The following is a 20,955-nucleotide window of genomic DNA, read 5'->3' as shown; positions in this document are numbered from 1 at the left end:
GTGCTCAAGACCGCTGAGCGCTTCAAGGCCGAGATCATCCGCCGCCTCGACGAGGTGACGGACGGCCAGGACGAGGCCATCCACCAGGCCGCCGTGATCTTCGCCGATGTCATCGAGCGCGGGGGCATCATCCGCGCGTTCGGCTCGGGCCACAGCCATGCCAACGCGCTCGAGATCTGCGGCCGCGCGGGCGGCTACATCCAGACGAAGATCGTGCGCGAGCCGGCGCTCGGCATCTACGAGATGCTCGACGGCGTGGGCGACCAGTTCTGGCTCAAGCTCGACGTGCGCCCGGAGGACTGCCTCGTGCTCATCTCGAACTCCGGGCGCAACCCCCTGCCCGTGGAGCTCGCGATGCACGCGCAGGAGGCGGGTATCCCCGTCATCGCCGTGACGGCGCGCGAGGTCTCCGCCGCGGGCACGTCGCGCAGCAAGAGCGGCAAGCGCCTCTTCGAGTGCGCCGACGTGGTGCTCGACAACAAGAGCTCCTTCGGCGACGCGGCGCTCGAGGTCGAGGGCATCCCCACGAAGGTGGGCGGCACGTCACTCTACACCGGCTGTTTGCTGCTCGACTGCGTGGTGATGGAGTCGCTCGACATCCTGCTCGAGCGCGGCGTGGTGCCGCCGCTCTACATGAGCGCGAACGTGGACGGCGGCCCGGAGTTCAACCAGCGCCTGCTCGATCAGTTCAAGGACAGGCTCGCGGAGTACTAGCGGGGTTTGAGGCGGGGGCGCGGCGGGCGCGAGCGCATCGCCGGGCGCCCCGCGCGCTTGGAAAGGAAGGGTACCGTGATTCTCACCGTGACCATGAACCCGTCGATCGACACGCGCTACGAGGTCGAGCACCTGGTGATCGACGACGTGAACCGCGTGACGCCGCAGAAGACGGCGGGCGGCAAGGGGCTCAACGTGAGCCGTGTGCTCGTGCAGCTGGGCGACGACGTGCTGGCGACGGGGCTTTTGGGCGGGCACGCGGGCGCGTACCTGGGCGAGCTCATGGACGCCGACGGCATCCCGCACCGCTTCACGCCCATCGCGGGCGAGAGCCGCACGTGCATCGCGCTGCTGCACGACGGCAACCAGACGGAGCTTCTGGAGAGCGGCCCTACCGTGAGCACTGAGGAGCTCGAGGCGTTCCTCGCGAACTATGCCGAGCTCGTGCAGCAGGCCGACTGCGTGACCATCTCGGGCAGCCTGCCCAAGGGCGTGCCGGCCGAGTGCTATGCGGGCATGGTGGAAACGGCCGTGCGCGCCGGCAAGCCCGTGCTGCTCGACACCTCGGGCGCTGCGCTCGACGCCGCGCTCGCCGCGGAGGTGAAGCCCACGCTCGTGAAGCCGAACCTCACCGAGATCAACGCGCTCCTGGGCACCGTCTTCACCACGGACGAGGCCGCCGCGCTCGGCGATGCCGTGGCGGCCGACCCGCGCTTCCAGGGCGTGGCGTGGGTCGTCGTGACCATGGGCGCCGCCGGCTCCGTGGCCTTCCACGACGGGCACCGCTACCGCGTCACCACGCCGCCCATCCAAGCGGTGAACGCCACCGGTTCCGGCGACTCGACGGTCGCGGGCTTCGCGCACGCCATCGCCGCCGGCATGGACGACGTCGCGGTGCTCGCCTGCGGCAACACCTGCGGCAAGCTCAACGCCATGGACTCGCAGACCGGCCACCTCGTCATGGACAAGTGGGACGAGGTCTACGCCTCGGTCGAGGTCGCCGAGGTCTAACGGTTGTGCTGGGCGGTAGCCCGATGCCAGGTTTCGCCGGGCTTCGGGTTACCGCTCATGCGATAAGGAGCCGGCTGCCCGCCTCCTCGGCCTCAGCGGCGACGATGCCGTTCGGGTCGGCGTCCATGATGATCGTATCCACCTGCTCGAGCGTGCCGAACCACAGAAGCCCCGGCGCGTCGATCTTCGAGGCGTCCATGAGCACATAGGTTTCCTTGGCGCAGGTGAGAAACGAGCGCTTGAGCTCGGCCATCTCCTGGTTGTTCGTCATGAGGCCGCGGCCGGGCACGTACGAGGTGGGCGTGATGAACGCTTTGTCCGGGTGGAGCATCTCGAGCATGCGCAGGGTAAGCGGCCCCGTGATGTAGCGGTGCCCTTTGCGCAGGCTACCGCCCAGGATGATCACCTCGAGCGACGGCGCGGAGCGGTCGATGTAATCCGCGATGCTGAAATCGTCGGTCACGACGGTGACGCCGGTATGCTGTGCGGCGAGCGCGCGGACGAACTCGAGCGCGGTGGTGCCCGAATCGACGAGCACCGACTCGCCGTCGCTTACGAAGCCGATGGCCGCCCGTGCGATGGCCTGCTTCGCCTCGGCGTTCACGTTCACGCGCTTGTCCTGGATTGAGACGGTAAGCGTCTTGGAAAGCGAGATGGCACCGCCGTGCGTGCGGCGGAGCTTACCGGCGCGGGCGAGGGCGTCAAGGTCGGCGCGGGCGGTGACGCGGGACACGCCGAAGGCCTCCGAGATCTGCGCGACCTGCACCGACGCCGACTCCGCGAGCATGGAGAGGATGGCGGCCTGGCGCTCCTCGGGCGTTGCGTGGGGGATGGTGGGCATGCATTCTCCTCTGCGTTCGGCGGGCGCGGTACGGGGGCGGCTTCGGTGGGTGCCGGGCGCGCGCCGCGCTCAGCTCCTTTTCGACGCGTGCCGCAGCGAGCGGCGCCGTCCCGACAAGTCGCCTCGACCACTAATGTGAAGAAACGATGTTGTCTTTTCTATCGTTAAAGATAAGGTAGCACATTGTCTTTGCTTTCCTTTGGAAAGTTTCGAGCGATCGGCCGACGTCCGCGCTGCAAAGCGGAAGCACCCGGGCGCGCCGCGTCCCATCCGGCCGTGCGCATCGTCTGCGTTTGCTTGCCATTTTCGCCCGCACGCCGATAACTCGGCTCTGGATTCATGCAGGTAACCCCCTAAAATAGAGCCATCGGTCAGCCCGGGGTGCAGGCGTACCGCGGGCAGAGGAGAGGAGACACCATGCTCGTTACGACTAAGGATATGCTGCTCGACGCGCAGAAGAACCACTACGCCGTCGGTGCCTTCAACGTCGAGAACCTCGAGTTCGTCATGGCGGTGCTCGCTGCCGCCGAGGAGACGAAGTCGCCCGTGATCATGCAGACGACGCCCGGCACCATCAAGACCGCCGGCCTCGATTACTTCTACGGCATGGTGAGCGCCGCGGCCGCGCGCGCGAGCGTGCCGGTGGCCCTCCACCTCGACCACGGCGACGGCTTCGACCGCTGCATGCAGGCGCTGCGCGTGGGCTACACCTCCGTCATGATCGACGGCAGCCACGAGTCCTTCGAGGACAACATCGCCCTCACCAAGTCCGTCGCCGCGGTGGGCGCCGCCATGGGCGTGCCCGTGGAGGCCGAGCTCGGCAAGGTCGGCGGCAAGGAGGACGACGGCCCGGCGGTCGAGGGCGAGAACCCCTACACCGACCCGGACGAGGCGCGCGAGTTCGTCGAGCGCACCGGCTGCACCTCGCTCGCCATCGGCGTGGGCACCGCGCACGGCGTCTACACCGAGACCCCGCACATCGAGCAGGACGTGGTGAAGGCCATCCGCGCCGCCGTGGACGTGCCGCTCGTGCTGCACGGCACCTCCGGCGTGCCGGACGAGCAGGTGGCCGAGGCCGTGAAGAACGGCATCTGCAAGGTGAACTACGCCACCGAGCTGCGCCAGGCCTACACTAAGGGCTACATGGCGTTCATGGCCGAGAACCCGGGCGTGTTCGACCCGAAGAAGCCCGCCAAGCAGGGTATGGCCGAGATCACGAACATCGTGAAGGTCCGCATGGAGAACCTCGGTTCCGTGGGTCGCGCGTAAGCAGGGCACGGGAACGGGAGGCCGAAACCCTGTGCCGGGCGTCCTAAGGGTCGCGTCAGGCAGCCGAAACGCCGCACCAGGCACCTTAGGAGCCAAAAGCGAGCACATTTCAGGCTGAAAACTGCTCAGTTTTGGCCCACAAGCACCAAGAGCCAACGCAAAGCAGCCGGGTGGATGCCGATCGCGCGCATCCACCCGGCTGCTGCTGTATGCCGCGGTTGTTCGCCGCCGCAGTATGAGGGGCGCGCCGCCGCTACCCGATGCGCACGATCTTCGTGCCGTGGCACTCCGTCACGCCGAGCTCGCGCGCCACCTCGTCCACGTTCTCGAAGGTGATGCCCGCGCCGGGCAGGATGGTGATGCGCCCGTCCGCGTACGCGATGAGCTCGCGCAGGCGCGCATAGTTCGCGCTGATGGGCGTGCCCGCGCGTCCGCCGTGGGTGAGGATGCGCTCCACCCCCAGGCCCGCCAGGACGTCGATCGCGCGCAGCTGCTCGGCGGTGTCGAGCTCGTCGAAGGCCATGTGGAAGGTGACCGCGACGGGCTCGGTCGCTGCTCCCGGGAAGAGCGCGTCCGCCTGCGCGAGCGGCGCCTTGGCGAGCGCCACGAGCTCGGCGCAGAAGGCGTCGTCGAGCCGGTAGCCCGTCTCCGCGTCGCCCGTGAGACAGCCGAACACCACACCCGTCACGCCGAGCGCCCGTGCCACGCGCGCATCGAGGCGCATCATGTCGCGCTCGGCACCCGTGTAGACGAAATCCCCGCCGCGCGGCCGTACCATCGCCATGACGGCGACGTTCCGCGGCCGGCACCACGCCACGGCGCCCGCGATGACGCCCGCGCTCGGCGAGGTCCCGCCCACCGCCAGGTTGTCGCAGAGCTCGATGCGCCGCGCCCCCGCCTCGATCGCGGCGGGCACGCGCGCCATGTTCTCGGCGCAGAATTCCTTGAGCAGCTCCATTGGATACCCCCGTCTATCAACCCGATACCGGGTGCTAGGGTACCACGCATCACGCGGCACCACGCTCCGCATGGCCGCCCTCCATGCCCGCATCAGGGCAATATTGTTTCCCTCATGCTGCATTTTGTTAGGCAATCGTCAGGGGTTGCCGCGATTCGCCGACACCTTTGCTAGACTGGAGTGCGATGTGTCGTATAGGAGCGCGATTTCGAAGGTGGACCGAGATGGAGGCATGCATGAACAAACGCACCAAGATCGTGTGCACGATGGGACCGGCGTGCGATGACGAGAACATCCTGCGCGAGATGATCCTCGCGGGTATGAACGTCGCCCGCTTCAACTTCAGCCACGGGAGCCACGAGGAGCACCACGAGCGCATGGAGCGCGTGAAGCGCATCTCGCACGAGCTCGGCATCCCCGTCGGCATCCTCCTCGACACGAAGGGCCCCGAGATCCGCACGGGCTTCCTGGAGGGCCACGGCAAGGTGCAGCTCGAGACCGGCTCCAAGGTCGTGGTGACCGCCGCCGAGACGAGCGAGGAGCTCCTGGGCACCTCCGAGCACTTCTACCTCGACCACCTCGAGCTCCCGCGCGAGGTGCACGTGGGCGGCACGATCCTCATCGATGACGGCCTCATCGGCCTCACGGTCGACAAGATCGAGGGCCAGGACATCTACTGCACGGTCGAGAACGGCGGCAGCCTGGGCGAGAAGAAGGGTGTGAACGTCCCGAACGCGCACCTGTCGCTGCCAAGCATCACCGAGCAGGACCGCGCCGACATCCTCTTCGGCCTCGAGGAGGGCATCGACTTCATCGCCGCGTCGTTCATCCGCGACGCCGAGGGCGTGCGCGAGATCCGCAAGCTCTGCCGCGAGAACGGCGGAAAGCACGTCGACATCTTCCCGAAGATCGAGTGCGCGCTCGCGGTCTACCACTTCGATGAGATCCTGAAGGAGTCCGACGGCATCATGGTGGCCCGCGGCGACCTGGGCGTCGAGGTCGCGCCCGAGGTGTGCCCCACCATCCAGAAGGAGATCATCCGCAAGTGCAACGCCGCCTGCAAGCCGGTCATCACGGCCACGCAGATGCTCGATTCCATGATCCGCAACCCGCGCCCGACGCGCGCCGAGGTCACGGACGTGGCGAACGCGATCGACGACGGCACCGACGCCACCATGCTCTCCGGTGAGTCCGCGGCCGGCAAGTACCCGCTCGAGGCCGTGAAGATGATGGCGCAGATCGCGCTCACCACCGAGGCCACAATGCCCGAGCACAAGCCGTTCGACTTCGAGGCGATCGTCCCCGGCCGCAACCTCGTGAACGCCGCCGTGGGTCTCTCCGCGGTGACCACGGCCTTCAACGTGGGCGCCAAGGCGATCCTCACGCCCACGAACTCCGGCCGCTCCGCGCGCCTCGTCTCGAACTTCCGCCCCGTCCTGCCCATCCAGGCCGTGACGCCGAATGAGTGGGCCGTGACGAAGATGACCGTGTACTGGGGCGTCGAGCCCATGCTCTCCGGCCGCTCGGTGGGCAGCCTCGCCTACGTGGTGGACAACGCCATGGTCGAGGCCAAGATGACGGGCATCGCCAAGCAGGGCGACCTCGTGGTCGTGACGGCCGGCGACCCGGCGGTGAAGGTCGAGTACAACGGCAAGGAAGTCTCGACGAACGTCGTGTACGTCGCCCAGGTGCCCTAAGGCGCGCGGCGCCGGGCGTGCCCGCGGGCTGCACAGAGGGTTTGCAACGCAGACGAGGCGGAAGCTCCAGGTGGGCTTCCGCCTCGTTTTTTGCGGCGTGAGGGCGTGCGCGGGACGAGGTGCGCGCTGGCGCGGCGGCTGCGGGGCGTGCTTCCCGGCTGCTCATCCGCCTGCCGCGCCCCGCCTCCTAGAGCCCCTGCGCGAACGCGATGGCCTCGTCGATGCCCGCCTCGGGCGTGGCCCAGCTCGTCACGAAGCGCACGATGACGCGCCCGCGTCCGGCAGGGTCGTCGCCCGCCATGAGCTCGCAGCCCAGGGTGGCAGAGAGCTGCTCGGCCACCTCGGGCTCGACCCAGAAGAACTGCTGGTTGCCCGTGGTCTCGATGACGGGCTCGAGCCCCGCGGCCGTAAGCCCGGCGGCCAGCCGGCAGGCCATGGCGTTCGCGTGCCGCGCCATCTGCCAGTAGAGCGCCGCGCCCGTCTCGTCGCGCGTCGCGGGGTCGAAGGCCGCCTCGAACATCACGCCCATGACGCGGCCCTTGGCGCTGAGCTGCCCGGCGCGCTTCGTGAGGTAGGGGATGCGCTCGATGGCGCGCCGACCGCGCGCGGTGCGGGGGTTCAGCACGAGCGCCTCGCCGAAGAGCATGCCGTTCTTCGTGCCGCCCAGGGTGAAGGCGTCGGCGCGCGCGGCGATGTGCTGGATGGTGAGGTCGCCGCCCTGCGCGGTGCAGCCGCTCGCCATGCGCGCACCGTCCACGTAGACCGCGAGCCCGCGCGCCTCCGCCCAGTCGCAGAGGGCGTCGAACTCCGCGCGCGTGTACACGTAGCCGAGCTCGCTCGTGTGCGAGAAGTAGAGCATGCCGGGGCGCGTGGTGGCCGCGCCCATCGCGCAGGCCGCCTGCCACAGGGGCTCCATGCCGGCGCACGTGAGCCGACCCAAGGGGTCGCGCGTGGCGAGCAGGCGCCGCCCGTGCGCCTCGATGGCGCCCGTCTCGTGCGCGGTGGGGTGGGCGTCCGCCGCGCAGAGCGGCCCTTCGAACTCCTCGGTGAGCGCCGTGATGGCGAGGATGTTCGCGGGCGTGCCGCCGGGGACGAAGCTCACGTGCGCATCCGGCTGGCCGATCTCGGCCCGGATGAGCTCCGCCGCCCGCGCGCAGTGCTCGTCCGCGCCGTAGCCCACGGTCTGCTCGAGGTTCGTGCGCACGAGCGCGTCCAGGATGCGCGGATGCGCGCCCTCGCTGTAATCATTGCGTAACTGATGCATGGGGCTTCCTCTGCTCGTGGTATGTTTACACCTGGCATAACGGTACCACGCTCGGTGTAAAATTACCCCAGGGGTTATTTTACATTGTATTCGGGTGGATCAGAGAAGGTGAAAGGGCGCACTATGCAGGCACAGAAGGCAGAGGGTACGCGCGACCTCATGGGGCGCGAGATGCGCGCCTGGCAGCGCATGCAGCGCATCGCGGCGGAGGTGTTCGAGCCGTACGGCTTCGAGCCCATCGAGACGCCGGCCATCGAGCAGCTCGACGTGTTCGTGCACGGCATCGGCCAGTCGACGGACGTCGTGCGCAAGGAGATGTTCCGCGTCTTCTCCGGCGCGAACCTCGAGCGCGCGCTCGCCGAGGGGACGGATGCGGGGCTCAAGCCCAAGCAGCGCCTGGCGCTCCGCCCCGAGGGAACGGCGGGCGTCGTGCGCTCCGTGGTGGAGAACAACCTCGTGCCGCAGGGTGGCTCGCCCGTGAAGCTCTACTACGCCGAGGCGATGTTCCGCGGCGAGCGCCCGCAGAAGGGGCGCCTGCGCCAGTTCCACCAGGTGGGCATCGAGTGGCTCGGCGCGCCCGACCCGGCGGCCGACGCCGAGTGCATCATCATGCTCATGGAGCTCTACCGGCGCATGGGCTTCGACCTCTCGAAGCTCCGCCTGCTCATCAACTCCATGGGCGACCCGGCGTGCCGCCCGGCCTACCGCGACCGCGTGCGCTCGTTCATCCTCGACCACGCGGACGAGATGTGCGACGAGTGCCGCGAGCGCGCCGAGCTCAACCCGCTGCGCGCGTTCGACTGCAAGAACGAGCACTGCCGCGAGGTCATGCAGGGCGCGCCGCTCATGCGCGACGAGCTGTGCGACGCGTGCCGCGACCACTACGAGCAGGTCAAGCGCTACCTGGACGCCGCCGGCATCGCCTATGTGGAGGACCCGACGCTCGTGCGCGGCCTCGACTACTACACGCGCACGGTCTTCGAGGTCGAGGCGCCGGGCGCCGGCGTGGGCTCCATCGGCGGCGGCGGGCGCTATGACGGCCTCGTCGAGCTCGAGGGCGGCAAGCCGACCCCCGGCGTGGGCTTCGCCGTGGGCTTCGAGCGCGCCCTGCTCGCCCTCGAGGCGTTCGGCGTCTCTATGGCCGACGAGGTCGCGCCGAGTATCTACGTGGCGAACGCGGGCGATGAGACGCGCGACGCGGTGTTCTCGATCGCCCACGAGCTGCGCGCCGAAGGCATCCGCTGCGAGGCGAACTATCAGGGACGATCGCTCAAGAGCCAGTTCAAGCAGGCCGACAAGCTCGGCTGCGCGCTCATCGCCGTCGTGGGCGGCGACGAGCTCGCCCAGGGCGCCGTGCGCCTGCGCGACATGACGACGCACGACGAGGCGCTCGTGCCGCGCGACGAGGTCGCCGCCGCGGTGCGCTCCCGCCTGCAGACCGCGTGACAGATAGGTGACTGACACCATTTCCCATGGAGGAGGTACCATGACCGAAAGAGAGGCAAGCCATCAGGGGCACAAGCTCGGCGCGATGGATACCGACGCGGTATTCCAGAGCTACGCCGAGATCGAGCTGCCCGAGCGCTTGCGCGACAGCCTGGCGCTGTTCTTGCGCCTGGAGCGCTCGGTGCTGCGCGATTACGACCCGCATATCTGCGACCTGTTCGACCGCCTGCTCAACAGCGTGATCCATGCCAACGAGGGCGATCCCGGCGGCATGGCGGCGGGCGAGGAGACCGACGCCCAGGGCATCCCGACCGGCCCGGGGCCGAGCGCCGCCGCGTTCCGCGACGCCGTCGCCCTCATCGACGGGCTCTCGCTCGACGATGCGCAGGTCGTGGTGCGCGCGTTCACGTCGTTCTTCCACCTCGCGAACCTCTCGGAGGAGCACTACCGCGTGGAGACGCTCCTCGAGCGCGAGCGCGCCGTGTCGATCGACGCCGCCGTCGATCCCACCAACGAGCTCACCGTGGCCTACGACCAGCTCGTGCGCGAGCTCGGCGGCGGCCCCGCCACGCAGCTGCTCTCCACGCTCGAGTTCCACCCCGTGTTCACGGCGCATCCCACCGAGGCGCGCCGCCGCGCGGTCGAGGGCAAGATCCGCCGCATCTCGCGGCTGCTCGCCGATCACGCGAACCTGGGCGGCTCGGCGCTCGTGGAGAACGAGCGGCACCTCTTGCAGGAGATCGACGCCCTCGTGCGCACGAGCCCGACGGCGCCCAAGAAGCCGACGCCCATCGAGGAAGCCGACACGATCATCGACATCTTCGACAATACGCTCTTCGACACCGTGCCCGAGGTGTACCGCCGCTTCGACGACTGGGTGCTCGGCGAGTACGCCGGCTCGGTGCCGCCCGTGTGCCCGGCGTTCTTCCACCCCGGCAGCTGGATCGGCTCGGACCGCGACGGCAACCCCAACGTCACGGCGAAGGTCTCGCGCGAGGTCGCCGCGAAGTTCGCCACGCACATGGTGCAGGCGCTCGAGCGGAAGTGCCGCCGCGTGGGCCGCAACCTCACGCTCGAGGCGGAGCACACCAAGCCCTCGGATGAGCTGCTCAACCTGTGGAACCACCAGGTCGAGATGAGCGAGGTGCTCACATCACGCGCGAGCGCCATCTCCGCGCTCGAGCCGCACCGCGCCGTGATGCTCGTCATGGCCGACCGCCTGGCCGCCACCGTGCGCCGCAACGCCGACACCATGTACCGCAGCGCCGACGAGTTCCTGGCCGACCTGCGCGTCGTGCAGCGCTCGCTCGCGCAGGCGGGCGCGCCCCGTGCCGCGTACGGCCCCGTGCAGACGCTCATCTGGCAGGTGGAGACCTTCGGCTTCCACATGGTGGAGATGGAGTTCCGCCAGCACTCGCTCGTGCACGAGCGCGCCCTGGCAGACATCCGCGAGCACGGCATCCACGGCGAGCTCGCGCCCATGACGCGCGAGGTGCTCGACACGTTCCGCGCCATCGGCTCCATCCAGAAGCGCTACGGCGAGAAGATGGCGCACCGCTACATCATCTCGTTCACCAAGAGCGCCCAGCACGTGGCCGATGTCTACGAGCTCGCGAACCTGGCCTTCGCGCATGCGGAGGACGTGCCCGCGCTCGACGTGATCCCGCTCTTCGAGCAGCTCGAGGACCTCGAGGGCTGCGTGGACGTGCTCGACGAGATGCTCGAGCTGCCCGCCGTGCAGGCGCGGCTCGCGCAGACGAACCGCCGCATGGAGGTCATGCTCGGCTACTCCGACTCCTCGAAGGACGCCGGCCCCACCACGGCCACGCTCGCGCTGCACTCCGCGCAGGCGCGCATCGCCGCGTGGGCGGAGGCGCACGACATCGACCTCGTGCTCATGCACGGTCGTGGCGGCGCGGTCGGCCGCGGCGGCGGCCCCGCGAACCGCGCGGTGCTCGCGCAGCCCAAGGGTTCGGTGAACTGCTTCTTCAAGGTCACGGAGCAGGGCGAGGTCATCTTCGCGCGCTACGGCAACCCGCTGCTGGCGCGCCGGCACATCGAGAGCGTCGCGGCGGCGACCCTGCTCAACTCCGCGCCCTCCGTGGAGCGCCTGAACACCGAGACCACGGAGCGCTACGCGGACATGGCCTCCACACTCAACCGCGCCTCGCACGAGCGCTACCTCGACCTGCTGAACACCAAGGGCTTTGCGCCCTGGTTCTCGACCGTGACGCCGCTCACCGAGGTGGGCCTGCTGCCCATCGGCTCGCGTCCCGCCAAGCGCGGCCTGGGCGCGCAGTCGCTCGACGACCTGCGCACGATCCCCTGGGTGTTCTCGTGGTCGCAGGCGCGCATCAACCTCGCCGCGTGGTACGGCCTGGGCACGGCCTGCGAGACCCTGGGCGACCTGGAGCTCCTGCAGCGGGCGTACCGCGAGTGGCCGCTCTTCACGACGTTCATCGACAACATCGAGATGTCCATCGCCAAGACGGACGGGCGCATCGCCAAGATGTACCTGGCGCTCGGTGACCGCGAGGACCTCGCGCGCAAGGTCTACGACGAGATGCAGCTCACGCGCCGCTGGACGCTCGCCATCGTGGGCGACGCCTGGCCGCTCGAGCACCGGCACGTGCTCGGCCGCGCGGTGCGCGTGCGCAACCCCTACGTGGACGCGCTGTCGCTCGCGCAGGTGCGTGCGCTGCGCGTGGTGCGCGCGCAGCAGGAGGAGCTCGCCGAGGAGCAGAAGGCCGAGCTGCTCGCGCTCATCCTCTCGACCGTGACCGGCGTCTCCGCCGGCCTCCAGAACACGGGGTGATGCCCGCCGTCGTGCTGTGGGACGAGCCCGGCTGCGCTTATGGTCGCGGGCGGGGCGCCGCGGCCTCGCACATGCATGGTGCGGGGCGGGTCGCGCCTGTTCGCATGCATGGCGGGCCGCCGCGCCCGTTCCCATCCATGGCGAGCTGCATCGCCCGCTCGCATGCTTCAGCTTGGGAGCCAAAAAGAGGACGTTTTCGCTTGGAAACATGCCTCTTTTTGGCTCCTTTCGCGTCAGTGGCGCGTATCTTTGAGCTCGTCCGCGGGGGAATCGCCGCGCGGCGCCCGCGCATCCCGCTGGGCGAGCTGCCGGGCGATCACATCGTCCGAGATGTGGACGAGGCAGAAGCCGAGGGCCGTGCCAGGCGCGGAGCGCCCGAGCGCACTGACGGCCTGGGCCGCGGCGTCGCTTCGGGGCACGCCGTACGCCTCGAGCTTTCGGATGAAGCGGGCACTGTCCATGAGGTCGGGGTAGGAGAGCCGGACGATGGGCATGCGGAACAGCGTGAGCGCCGCCTCGCGGTGCTGCTCCCGCGCGAGCACGCGCGCCGAGGTCTCGCCCTGGAGCAGGCGCTTGTCCTCGTATTTCAGCATGCCGTCGACCTCGATGATGACGTTCGTGCCATCCGCGCGGTCGACAAGCATGTCGACGCGGAACGTCTTGCCCGACTCGAGGGGGTTGTCGAACGGGACCTGCAGCCGGGGAGACGCGAAGCCGTGGATGATCATGAGGGCGCGCGCGACCGATTCCGCCCAGCTCTCGCTGCGCGGGCTCGCATATCCCATGACGCCCGCGACGCGCCGCGCGTTTCGATGGCGCGTCCCCAGCTCGCGCAAGCCTGCCTTGAGTTGCCGCGCCGTCGTGGACGCGTTCGTGGCGGTGGGCGCGCAGAGGCGCAGGGCGCGGTCGGCGACGGCGAGGCCCACCGGGAAGATCGAGCGGGCGAGCACGTCATAGACCGTCTCGATGAACGGTGTCACGCGGATGCCGTTCGCCGTGGCCACGGGGATGCCGTCAGCGAACTTGTGATATACGAGCGTCTTCGGGGTGTTGCCCCGGGCATGCGTGGTCGAGGCGACGTGGACGGCGCGCGTCCGCTCCGCCGGCAGGGGGAGCCCCCAGGCAATGGCGGCGGAATCGTGGCAAAAGACCCAATCGGGATGGAGCGCCTGCAGGCCGCGGAGAACGTGGAGGGCGCGCTCGTCGAGTGAGAGCTGCTTCCAGGTGCCCGCGCGCATGTAGAGCGAGCGAAACGGGCGGATAAGCGCGCGCTGCCTGACGCGCTTCATGAGGTGCCGGCGCAGGGAGGGGTCGGTGCTCGCGAGGCATGCGCCGCGTTGCTCGGCCTCATCGAGAAGCTGCGAGATATGGTGCTCGATTCGCTTGCTCATGGTGCCCCCGATCGCTCAGAGGGTGTTCGCGTGCATCCATGATACGCGCCCGAGGGGACATGCGCGCCCGCGCGGGCGAGGGAAGGGCTCCGGCGAGGGCGCCACGGCATCGCGTTGCGATTGAGCCGGCAGGGATGAGGGAGGCGCGCGAACGAGGGACCGTGGCATCGACCCGCGCCTGACTACATGCGGCCGCGGGAAGGGTCTGGAGCAAAAATGAAGGAGCTAGAAGGGTTAGGGGCCAAAAAGAAGCAAAAAGAAGGGTTGGGAGCCAAAAAGAAGCAAGTTTTGCGGAGAAACATGCTCGGTTTTGGCTCCTAAGGGAGAGAACGCTCCGGAAGGGATTACTGGAAGGGGCGGCGAGCGCCTGCTGCAAGTGCTTGCAAGCGGCCACGAGCCGCCGCGCGTGCGCGCGAGTGCCCGCGGGAGATCGCGAGCCGCCGTGAGTGCCTTCAAGCGGCCACGACCTGCCGCGAGTGCACGCAAGCAGCCACGACCTGCCACGACCTGCTGCGAGTGCACGCGACCTGCCGCGAGCGCCGGCGCGTCGCCCTCGTGCGGCCTGCCACCCCGCGCATTCGCTCGCCCCGAACGCCCCGTCCCACCTGATGCGGAGAGTCTGAGAAATCCGGTTGACCCCGCAGCTCAACGCGGTATACTTCTACAGTCATTTGCAGAGCCCCGTGAATCTCTGTAAGACACGTACGGTACATGGAGGAGTCAAGTGATTCAGAAGTCGACTCACTACGCCAAGCAGGGTGAGGTTGCCCGCAACTGGGTCCTCATCGATGCCGAGGGCAAGGTGCTGGGCCGCTTGGCCACGCAGATCGCCATGATCCTGCGCGGCAAGAACAAGCCCCAGTTCACGCCGAATTCCGACTGCGGCGATTTCGTGGTGGTCATCAACGCCGATAAGGTCCAGCTTACCGGCAACAAGGCCGACCACAAGACCTACTATCGCCACAGCGGGTACAACGGTGGCCTCAAGGCCGAGAGCTTCCGCACTGCTATGGAGCGTCATCCCGAGGAGGTCGTCCGGCGCGCCGTCCGCGGCATGCTGCCGAAGACCACGCTCGGCCGCCAGCAGCTCGGCAAGCTGAAGATCTACGCCGGTCCCGAGCATCCGCATGCTGCGCAGAACCCCACGAAGATCGAGCTGGAGGCATAAGCTATGGCTGAGAACACCGTTGTCTATCAGGGCACCGGGCGCCGCAAGAACGCCGTGGCCCGTGTCCGTCTCGTTCCCGGTACCGGCAAGGTGACCATCAACAAGCGCGACGCCGCCGAGTACTTCGGCCGTCAGCAGCTCCTCGATGGCGCCCTCGCCCCCTTCAAGGTGACCGACACCATGGGCACCTTCGACGTCATCGCCCTCTGCGATGGCGGCGGCATCTCCGGCCAGGCCGGTGCGCTGCGCCTCGGTATCGCGCGCGCCCTGCTGAACGCCGGCGACTACCGCGCCGACCTCAAGCGTGCCGGGTACCTCACCCGCGACGCCCGCGTGGTCGAGCGCAAGAAGTACGGCCTCAAGAAGGCTCGCCGCGCTCCGCAGTTCTCCAAGCGTTAATCGCTGCTGCACGAGTTGCATCTTTGGAGCCCGCCTTCGTGGCGGGCTCTTTTTGTACCGGCCTCGCATCGGCGCACCCGCGCGCCCCGTTCGTTCCGGGCGCATTTGGGTGTACGATATACCACATGGCATGTCCCGTCGTGCATCGTCTGGTCGAGCACGTTGGCTTGTAAGGAAGACATGATCAAGTCGCTTCTCAACTCATTGGGCATCCACGGGCGCAGCAGCGTGCTGCTCTCGCCCCTCGCCGGAAAGGTCATCCCGCTCTCCGACGTCCGCGACCCGGTCTTCTCGTCCGGTTCGCTGGGCGAGGGCGTCGCCATCGAGCCGACGGGCTGCAAGGTGGTCGCCCCGTCCGATTCGAAGGTGAAGGCGATCTTCCCGAGCGGCTATGCCGTCGCGCTCCACACGAACGAGGGGCTCGACGTCCTCGTGCATATCGGGCTCGATACGGAGAAGCTCGAGGGGCGGTACTTCACCGTGCACGCCTCCGTGGGCGATACCGTGCGGAAGGGCGACGTGCTCATCGAGTTCGACCGCGACGCCATCACGCGCGAGGGTTACGACCTCACCGCGCCGATCCTCGTGTGCAACGCCGCGGAGTTCTCGAGCATCAAGGGCAAGGTGGGGAACACGGTCGGCGAGCTGGAGAAGCTCATCACCGCTCGCATGTAGCGGATCTTGGTAGCAAGGCGGGCGCCGCCCGCTCGGACAGTTGTTGGAAGGGGTCCTATGTTCAAGATCGTCAAGGCGCGCGACTACGCAGATATGAGTCGCAAGGCGGCGAACATCATCTCCGCGCAGGTCATCCTCAAGCCCGATTGCGTGCTGGGCTTGGCGACGGGCAGCACGCCTATTGGCGCCTATCACCAGCTCATCGACTGGTACAACAAGGGCGATGTGGACTTCTCGCAGGTCAGCACCTATAACCTCGATGAGTATCGCGGCCTCACGCACGATGACCCGCAGAGCTACCACTACTTCATGCGCGACAACTTCTTCGACCATATCAACATTGACCTGGCGAACACGCATGTGCCGGACGGTTCGAACCCCGATGCCGAGGCGGCGTGCAGCGCCTACGACAAGATGGTCGAGGAGGCCGGCTACCCCGACCTGCAGCTGCTGGGCATCGGCAACAACGGCCACATCGGCTTCAACGAGCCCGATGACCATTTCTCGAAGGGCACGCACTGCGTCGACCTCACCGAGTCCACGATCAAGGCGAACAGCCGCCTGTTCGAGCGCGAGGAGGACGTCCCGCGCCAGGCGTACACCATGGGCGTGCAGACCATCATGTACGCGCGCATGATCCTCGTGGTGGCGAACGGCGCGGCGAAGGCGCAGGCCGTGCACGACATGTGCTTCGGCCCGGTGACGCCGCAGTGCCCGGCGTCGATCCTGCAGCTGCACCCGAACGTCGTCGTGGTGGCGGATGCGGAGGCGCTCTCGCTCTGCGAGTAGGGTTTCGCACACGGCATGACGGGCTGCGCGTCGGTTTTTCAACTGCATAGATGTGCGCTTGCGGGCGGGTTCCGGATGGAGTCCGCCCGTTTGCGTTTGGCGGCTCGGCACGGGGTGTGCCCGCGGTGAGCGGTGTGGATGCGCGCGGAGGGGCACGGCGTCGCTGCCGGGCGCGTTGAAACTTTCCACGTACCACCCGGCAATCTTGCATAAATCTGACCGATTTCTGCCATAAGGCGATACAAAAGAAATAATGTGTCCCCTATCCTAGTTTTTAGCGGGGAGCGCCATCGTATCCGTAGGCGGTGGGATCGCGTTCGCGGACGGTATCGCGCGCGACGCCTACGAAGGTGGGGCTGATACGTCCCCGTGCAAGCCCAGCATGCCGGTATCGGGCGCATCCTGCGGGGATGCGCAGGCGCATGCGCGGACAGAAGTTGGTTTTTCACATGGTCACAAACCTTGCCCTAAACCTTGCAGGGCACTGGCACCGTCTGGGTAATATCGGTGCCCGTAACGGCATACCTGCAGATCCCCTCGTATCGTTTGGCATGAGATGATTGCGAGGGACGAGATGATCACGATTTCAGCGCATGCATCGACATGGGTGGGAACGCGGCCGGGCGGCGGGAGGCGCGCGCCCGGTGGCGACGGTGCCGCATCGCGCAGCGGCCATCAGCTGCCCACGGGGCCGAGCTTCATGGTGAGGCGCACGCGGCTCATCCAGGAGCTGGCCCAGCAGGCATCGTCAGCAGGGATCGCCGTGCTGTGCGCGCCACCGGGGTTCGGCAAGACCGCCCTGCTCATCCAATACGTGGACGAGGTCGTAAACGATCCGCAGCGCGGTGTGGCCCGGCTCGTCGATGCGGACCACGCCGTGCTCTCCGAGCTCTCCATCCAGCTCGAGGGCATCGCCGGGGAGCTCGCGCATGCCGTCCGTCCGGCGCTCGCGATCGACAACGTCCCCGCCTTCCCGGATGCCGACGCGGAGGCCTTCGCAGAGCTGCTCAGGGGGCTGCGGGCATCCGGCGTGGAAATCGTGATCGCCTGCACGCCGGCGGCGGAGGGTCTGGTGCGCAAGCTGGGCGACGCGGCGAAGTTCGGGGCTGGCCAGCTCATCGTGCGACCGCGGGAATATGCGGAGTGGTCGCGCGTCCTCTCCATCTCGGGCGCGCTCGACGTCTATGCCCTGACGCAGGGCATACCGGTGCTCGTCGCCGCACTCCAGGGCATGACGGAGCAGACGGTGCCCTTGCCCCAGCCCATCGAGGGATATGCGGTCGACCTCTACCACGCCATCCTCGCGGAGCTGCGGGAGACGGATGAGGAGCGCTATACGCTCGCGGTCGCCCTGCTCCTGGCGGGCAGCGGGAGGTTCCGCGACCTTGCGCGCGCGGGCGTCGACGTCACCGCGCCCGCCCTGCGCGGGCTGCTGCGCGCCTACCCGGTGTTCGGCGAGGACCGCACGGCGGGGACGTTCGCCTGCCTGGGGACGGAGGGCGGGGCGCGCCGCAAGATGCGCGAGTCCCTGGCGCAGGAGGATCCCGCGACCGCACGCCGCGTGGCACGCGCCCTGCTCAGGGCGGGGCGCAGCGACCAGGCGGTGACGCTCGTGGACGAGTGCCTCGCGCCCAAGGATGCCGCCGCGAGCGTCGATGCCGCCCCGCTGCTGCTCGCGGTGCGCGGGCATGCGTCGTTCGTGAGCGGGGTCGTCGCGCGCCGCAAGGAGGCGAGGGCGAGCGGCCGGGCATCGCTTCCCCTCGAGCTCGCCGTCTACGCGTCCGCCCTCACGGTGGGCGACTACCGCCTGGCACGGGCGGTCTGCGGCGAGCTCAGGAGCCGTACCGGCGAGGTGTCCTCGGCCGCGGAGCGCCGTGCCTGGAAGGGCGCGCGGGTGCTCGCGCATGCGATGGGGCACGCGCGCGGGCTCGACCTGCCCGAGCTCCCCGACAAGAAGGGCCGTGGGGGCACGAGCCTCGGCGTGGACTTCGAGGCGTTCGAGCTCCATGCGCGCTGTCGTGCCGCGCTCATCGAGCAGGGCACCTGGACGGGCGAGGCGGAGCGCTTGCTGGAGCACGTGCGGGACGCAGGCGGCGTGGACGACGCCGTCGATATCCCCTTGGTGCTCCTTCGCTGCGACGTGCTGCTCGCCGAGGCGCTCATGGGGTCGCTCGGGCATATCGGGAAGGATGACGCCGAGCTCGCGCTGGCCGACCGCGACCTGCGCGAGCGCAAGCTGGCGCCCGTGGTGAGCTATGCGCGCCTCGTGCGCTCCGCCCGGAGGCTGTTCGCGGGCGCCCCGCTCATCGACGAGCGCGCCTTCACCGACGCGGGCACGGCGGCGCTTCGGGCATCCGACCTATCGCTCCAGCTGCTCGCCACGGTCTTCGCGGGCTGGCAGGAACTCGTCCAGGGGCAGGCGGTCAACGCCCGCTTCCGCGCGCAGCAGGTGCTGAAGCTCGTCGACGACGACCAGCCCTACCTGCAGCAGCTCGCGTTCTTCCTCGAGCGCGTCTCGCATCTCCACGGCATGTCGCGGGGAGCCGTGCGGGAGGAGGCGGGCATGCTCGACCTCGCGCGCACGGACTTGACGCCCGCCGAGGCATGGGTGAGCGCGTGCTTCCTCGCCGCCGCGCGCGACGACGCGGAGCTCTCGGCCTGGTACTCCCTGCATAAGGAGACGCTGCTCGAGCCCTCGTTCAGGCTGTTCGCGCGCCTCGCTCTCTCGGTGCTCGGCCCGCGCGCCGATGCCCTGCGCCGCCTGCTGCCCGCCACCCTCGCGCCGTACTACATCATGGAGGGCGAGCCGAAAGACGAGGAGCAGCCGCTCTTCACGCTCATCCCGCCGGAGTACCCCGAGGAGGTGGGGAAGGTGTCCATCCGCTTGCTGGGCGGCTTCTCCGTCACGAAGAACGGGCACGTGCTCGCCGACACGATTTGGCGCCGGCGCAAGATCGGCGTGCTCGCGGCACGGCTTGCCGTCGAGCGCGGGTCGTTCGTCACGCGCCGCACCATCACCGAGGAACTCTGGCCGGGCTTGGATTACACGCGGGCGCGCGAGAACCTGTACTCGACGCTCTCGACGCTGCGGCACGCCCTCGGGCAGCGCCGCGACGGCCCGCAATACCTTATGACGCAGGGCGACGGCCTCTGCCTCAATAGCGAGTACGTCGATTCGGATGTCGTGAGGTTCAACGAGCTCGCGCGCGAGATCCTGCTCGGGCACCTCAAGATGAGCGCCTCGCAGCTCATCGCCCTCTGCCTGAAGGTCGAGGGGCTCTATGTGGGCCCGCTCGTGGTCCCGGACCGCTGCAACATCCCCTATTTCAAGCATATGCGCCACACGCTGCAGGCGAAGTTCATCGATTGCATGCTGCGCGGGATCGACGTGGCGATCGAGGAGGAGGACGTGAACTCGGCGCTCTGGATGGTGGAGGCGGCGTTCCGCAGCGAGACGGGTCGCGAGGACGTCGTGCGCCGCGCCCTCCAGGTGTACGAGATGGCGGGCAGGTACGGCGACGTGGAGGACGTGTACCGCATGCACCGGGACTACCTGTTCAAGCACGCGGACCGGGGGCCCGAGCTCGAGACGGAGCGGGTGTACCGGGAGATCGAGAACAGGAGGCTGCGCTTCGGGGCGTGATGGCCGCAGGTGCGCGGGATGCGCGTGGCCGCGCGGGGCGGGTGGGCTAGGGGAGTTTGATGTGCTCGATGTCGTCGCGCTTGCTCTCCCGGTACAGGGAGAACTTGCGGCCGATTACCTGGACGACCTCGGCGTGGCAGCGCTCGGCGAGCTCCTCGGCGGCCTCGCGCACGTCGAGGGCGGAGGTGTCGAGCACCGAGCACTTGATGAGCTCGTGGGCCTCGAGCGCCGCGTTGGCCTGCTCCACCACGCCGTCGTTCACATCGGCCTTGCCGATGATGATGCTGGGATTGAGGTGGTGCGCGAGGCTGCGCAGGTGACGGACGTGCTTACCGGTCAGTGCCATGGCGATCGCTTGCCTTTCTCGACGTGGGTTCCGGGCATCGGAAACGTGACCACGATACCGTATTCGAGCGCGGGTTCGCAAGGGAAGGGTGCCGGGCGGCGCGACGCGAACGGAAGGAGGTGCGATGGATGGGCGGGCTGCGTGAAACAAGATGGAAACAGCGCGGCGGCTGATGGCGGGATAACGTACCCGCCCCTCCTATATAATGGGCGCAACGTGTCTTTGCGCCTTGGCGCGGAGGGGAGGAACCATCATGAGCGAACAGGAACAGCAGGGCGTGCCCCCTGCGGCGCAGCCACAGGCCGATGCGCCCGCCGCCGGCGCGGTCGATGAGGTGCAGGGAGCGCCGGCCGCACCCGAGCCGCTGCCGATGCCGCCGGTGTCCGAGCAGCCGGTGCCTGCGCCGGAGCCGGTACCGGAGGCGCCGCGCCGGAGCAGCCGCTGCCGATGCCGCCTGTGCCGGATGCGGCCGAGGCGCCCGCACCGGATGCGCCCGCACCCGAGCAGGCGCCCGCGCCGCCCGCGAGCG

At 68.6% G+C, this 20,955-nt stretch carries 17 protein-coding genes; 12 read left to right on the top strand and 5 right to left on the bottom strand.

The genetic code is table 11. The features are described from left to right. The gene (locus tag BN423_RS05075; RefSeq protein ID WP_232385508.1) at positions 1-714 is read left to right on the top strand and encodes an SIS domain-containing protein; all 714 of its coding nucleotides are present in this window, start codon (positions 1-3) and stop codon (positions 712-714) included. Positions 715-789: 75 nt separating this feature from the next. Further along, positions 790-1,725 (top strand): hexose kinase, encoded by a 936-nt coding sequence (locus BN423_RS05070; RefSeq protein WP_019239182.1) that lies wholly within the window; start codon positions 790-792, stop codon positions 1,723-1,725. 55 nt (positions 1,726-1,780) lie between these two features. On the opposite strand, the gene BN423_RS05065 is transcribed toward BN423_RS05070, so the two are convergent. Then, positions 1,781-2,566 carry a DeoR/GlpR family DNA-binding transcription regulator gene (locus BN423_RS05065; RefSeq protein WP_019239181.1) on the bottom strand — a complete coding sequence of 262 codons (786 nt, stop codon included), beginning with the start codon at positions 2,564-2,566 and terminating at the stop codon, positions 1,781-1,783. A 417-nt stretch (positions 2,567-2,983) separates the two neighbouring features. Between BN423_RS05065 and BN423_RS05060 the strand changes: the two genes are divergently transcribed. Beyond that, entirely contained in the window at positions 2,984-3,835 is an 852-nt protein-coding gene (locus tag BN423_RS05060) for a class II fructose-bisphosphate aldolase (protein ID WP_019239180.1), read from the top strand. A gap of 253 nt (positions 3,836-4,088) precedes the next feature. Here the strand turns inward: BN423_RS05060 and BN423_RS05055 are convergent, their stop codons facing one another. Continuing rightward, the gene (locus BN423_RS05055; RefSeq protein ID WP_019239179.1) at positions 4,089-4,793 is read right to left on the bottom strand and encodes a copper homeostasis protein CutC; all 705 of its coding nucleotides are present in this window, start codon (positions 4,791-4,793) and stop codon (positions 4,089-4,091) included. A gap of 236 nt (positions 4,794-5,029) precedes the next feature. Between BN423_RS05055 and pyk the strand changes: the two genes are divergently transcribed. Continuing rightward, positions 5,030-6,490, top strand: coding sequence for a pyruvate kinase (pyk, locus tag BN423_RS05050; protein WP_026089010.1), 1,461 nt, complete (start codon positions 5,030-5,032; stop codon positions 6,488-6,490). 187 nt (positions 6,491-6,677) lie between these two features. Here the strand turns inward: pyk and BN423_RS05045 are convergent, their stop codons facing one another. Beyond that, positions 6,678-7,754 (bottom strand): threonine aldolase family protein, encoded by a 1,077-nt coding sequence (locus BN423_RS05045; protein WP_019239177.1) that lies wholly within the window; start codon positions 7,752-7,754, stop codon positions 6,678-6,680. Between the two features lie 123 nt (positions 7,755-7,877). Between BN423_RS05045 and hisS the strand changes: the two genes are divergently transcribed. Together hisS and BN423_RS05035 are read left to right on the top strand one after the other, a co-directional pair. Beyond that, positions 7,878-9,200, top strand: a complete 1,323-nt coding sequence (gene hisS, locus BN423_RS05040) for a histidine--tRNA ligase (protein ID WP_019239176.1) — start codon at positions 7,878-7,880, stop codon at positions 9,198-9,200. A gap of 40 nt (positions 9,201-9,240) precedes the next feature. Next, positions 9,241-12,015: a phosphoenolpyruvate carboxylase gene (locus BN423_RS05035; protein WP_019239175.1), complete on the top strand. Its 2,775-nt coding sequence runs from the start codon at positions 9,241-9,243 to the stop codon at positions 12,013-12,015. Between the two features lie 233 nt (positions 12,016-12,248). Here the strand turns inward: BN423_RS05035 and BN423_RS05030 are convergent, their stop codons facing one another. After that, positions 12,249-13,406, bottom strand: a complete 1,158-nt coding sequence (locus BN423_RS05030; protein WP_019239174.1) for a hypothetical protein — start codon at positions 13,404-13,406, stop codon at positions 12,249-12,251. 724 nt (positions 13,407-14,130) lie between these two features. Between BN423_RS05030 and rplM the strand changes: the two genes are divergently transcribed. The 5 genes from rplM (at position 14,131) to BN423_RS05005 (ending at position 20,080) form a co-directional block, all read left to right on the top strand. Further along, entirely contained in the window at positions 14,131-14,574 is a 444-nt protein-coding gene (rplM, locus tag BN423_RS05025; protein ID WP_019239173.1) for a 50S ribosomal protein L13, read from the top strand. Between the two features lie 3 nt (positions 14,575-14,577). Then, positions 14,578-14,973 (top strand): 30S ribosomal protein S9, encoded by a 396-nt coding sequence (gene rpsI, locus BN423_RS05020; protein WP_019239172.1) that lies wholly within the window; start codon positions 14,578-14,580, stop codon positions 14,971-14,973. A gap of 180 nt (positions 14,974-15,153) precedes the next feature. After that, entirely contained in the window at positions 15,154-15,648 is a 495-nt protein-coding gene (locus BN423_RS05015) for a PTS sugar transporter subunit IIA (RefSeq protein WP_019239171.1), read from the top strand. Between the two features lie 57 nt (positions 15,649-15,705). Further along, on the top strand, positions 15,706-16,437 hold the full coding sequence (gene nagB / locus BN423_RS05010; protein ID WP_019239170.1) for a glucosamine-6-phosphate deaminase: 732 nt from the start codon (positions 15,706-15,708) through the stop codon (positions 16,435-16,437). 574 nt (positions 16,438-17,011) lie between these two features. After that, positions 17,012-20,080, top strand: coding sequence for a BTAD domain-containing putative transcriptional regulator (locus BN423_RS05005; RefSeq protein WP_019247022.1), 3,069 nt, complete (start codon positions 17,012-17,014; stop codon positions 20,078-20,080). A gap of 46 nt (positions 20,081-20,126) precedes the next feature. Here BN423_RS05005 and yhbY read toward each other — a convergent pair whose 3' ends face one another. Continuing rightward, the gene (gene yhbY, locus BN423_RS05000) at positions 20,127-20,426 is read right to left on the bottom strand and encodes a ribosome assembly RNA-binding protein YhbY (RefSeq protein ID WP_019239168.1); all 300 of its coding nucleotides are present in this window, start codon (positions 20,424-20,426) and stop codon (positions 20,127-20,129) included. A 253-nt stretch (positions 20,427-20,679) separates the two neighbouring features. On the opposite strand from yhbY, the gene BN423_RS11775 reads away from it, so the two are divergent. Beyond that, on the top strand, positions 20,680-20,955 hold a 276-nt coding region (locus BN423_RS11775; RefSeq protein ID WP_222859241.1), incomplete at its 3' end, for a hypothetical protein.

Source organism: Enorma timonensis (assembly GCF_000321165.1).
Lineage (GTDB): Bacteria > Actinomycetota > Coriobacteriia > Coriobacteriales > Coriobacteriaceae > Enorma.
This window is presented reverse-complemented; position numbering and strand designations above follow the sequence as displayed.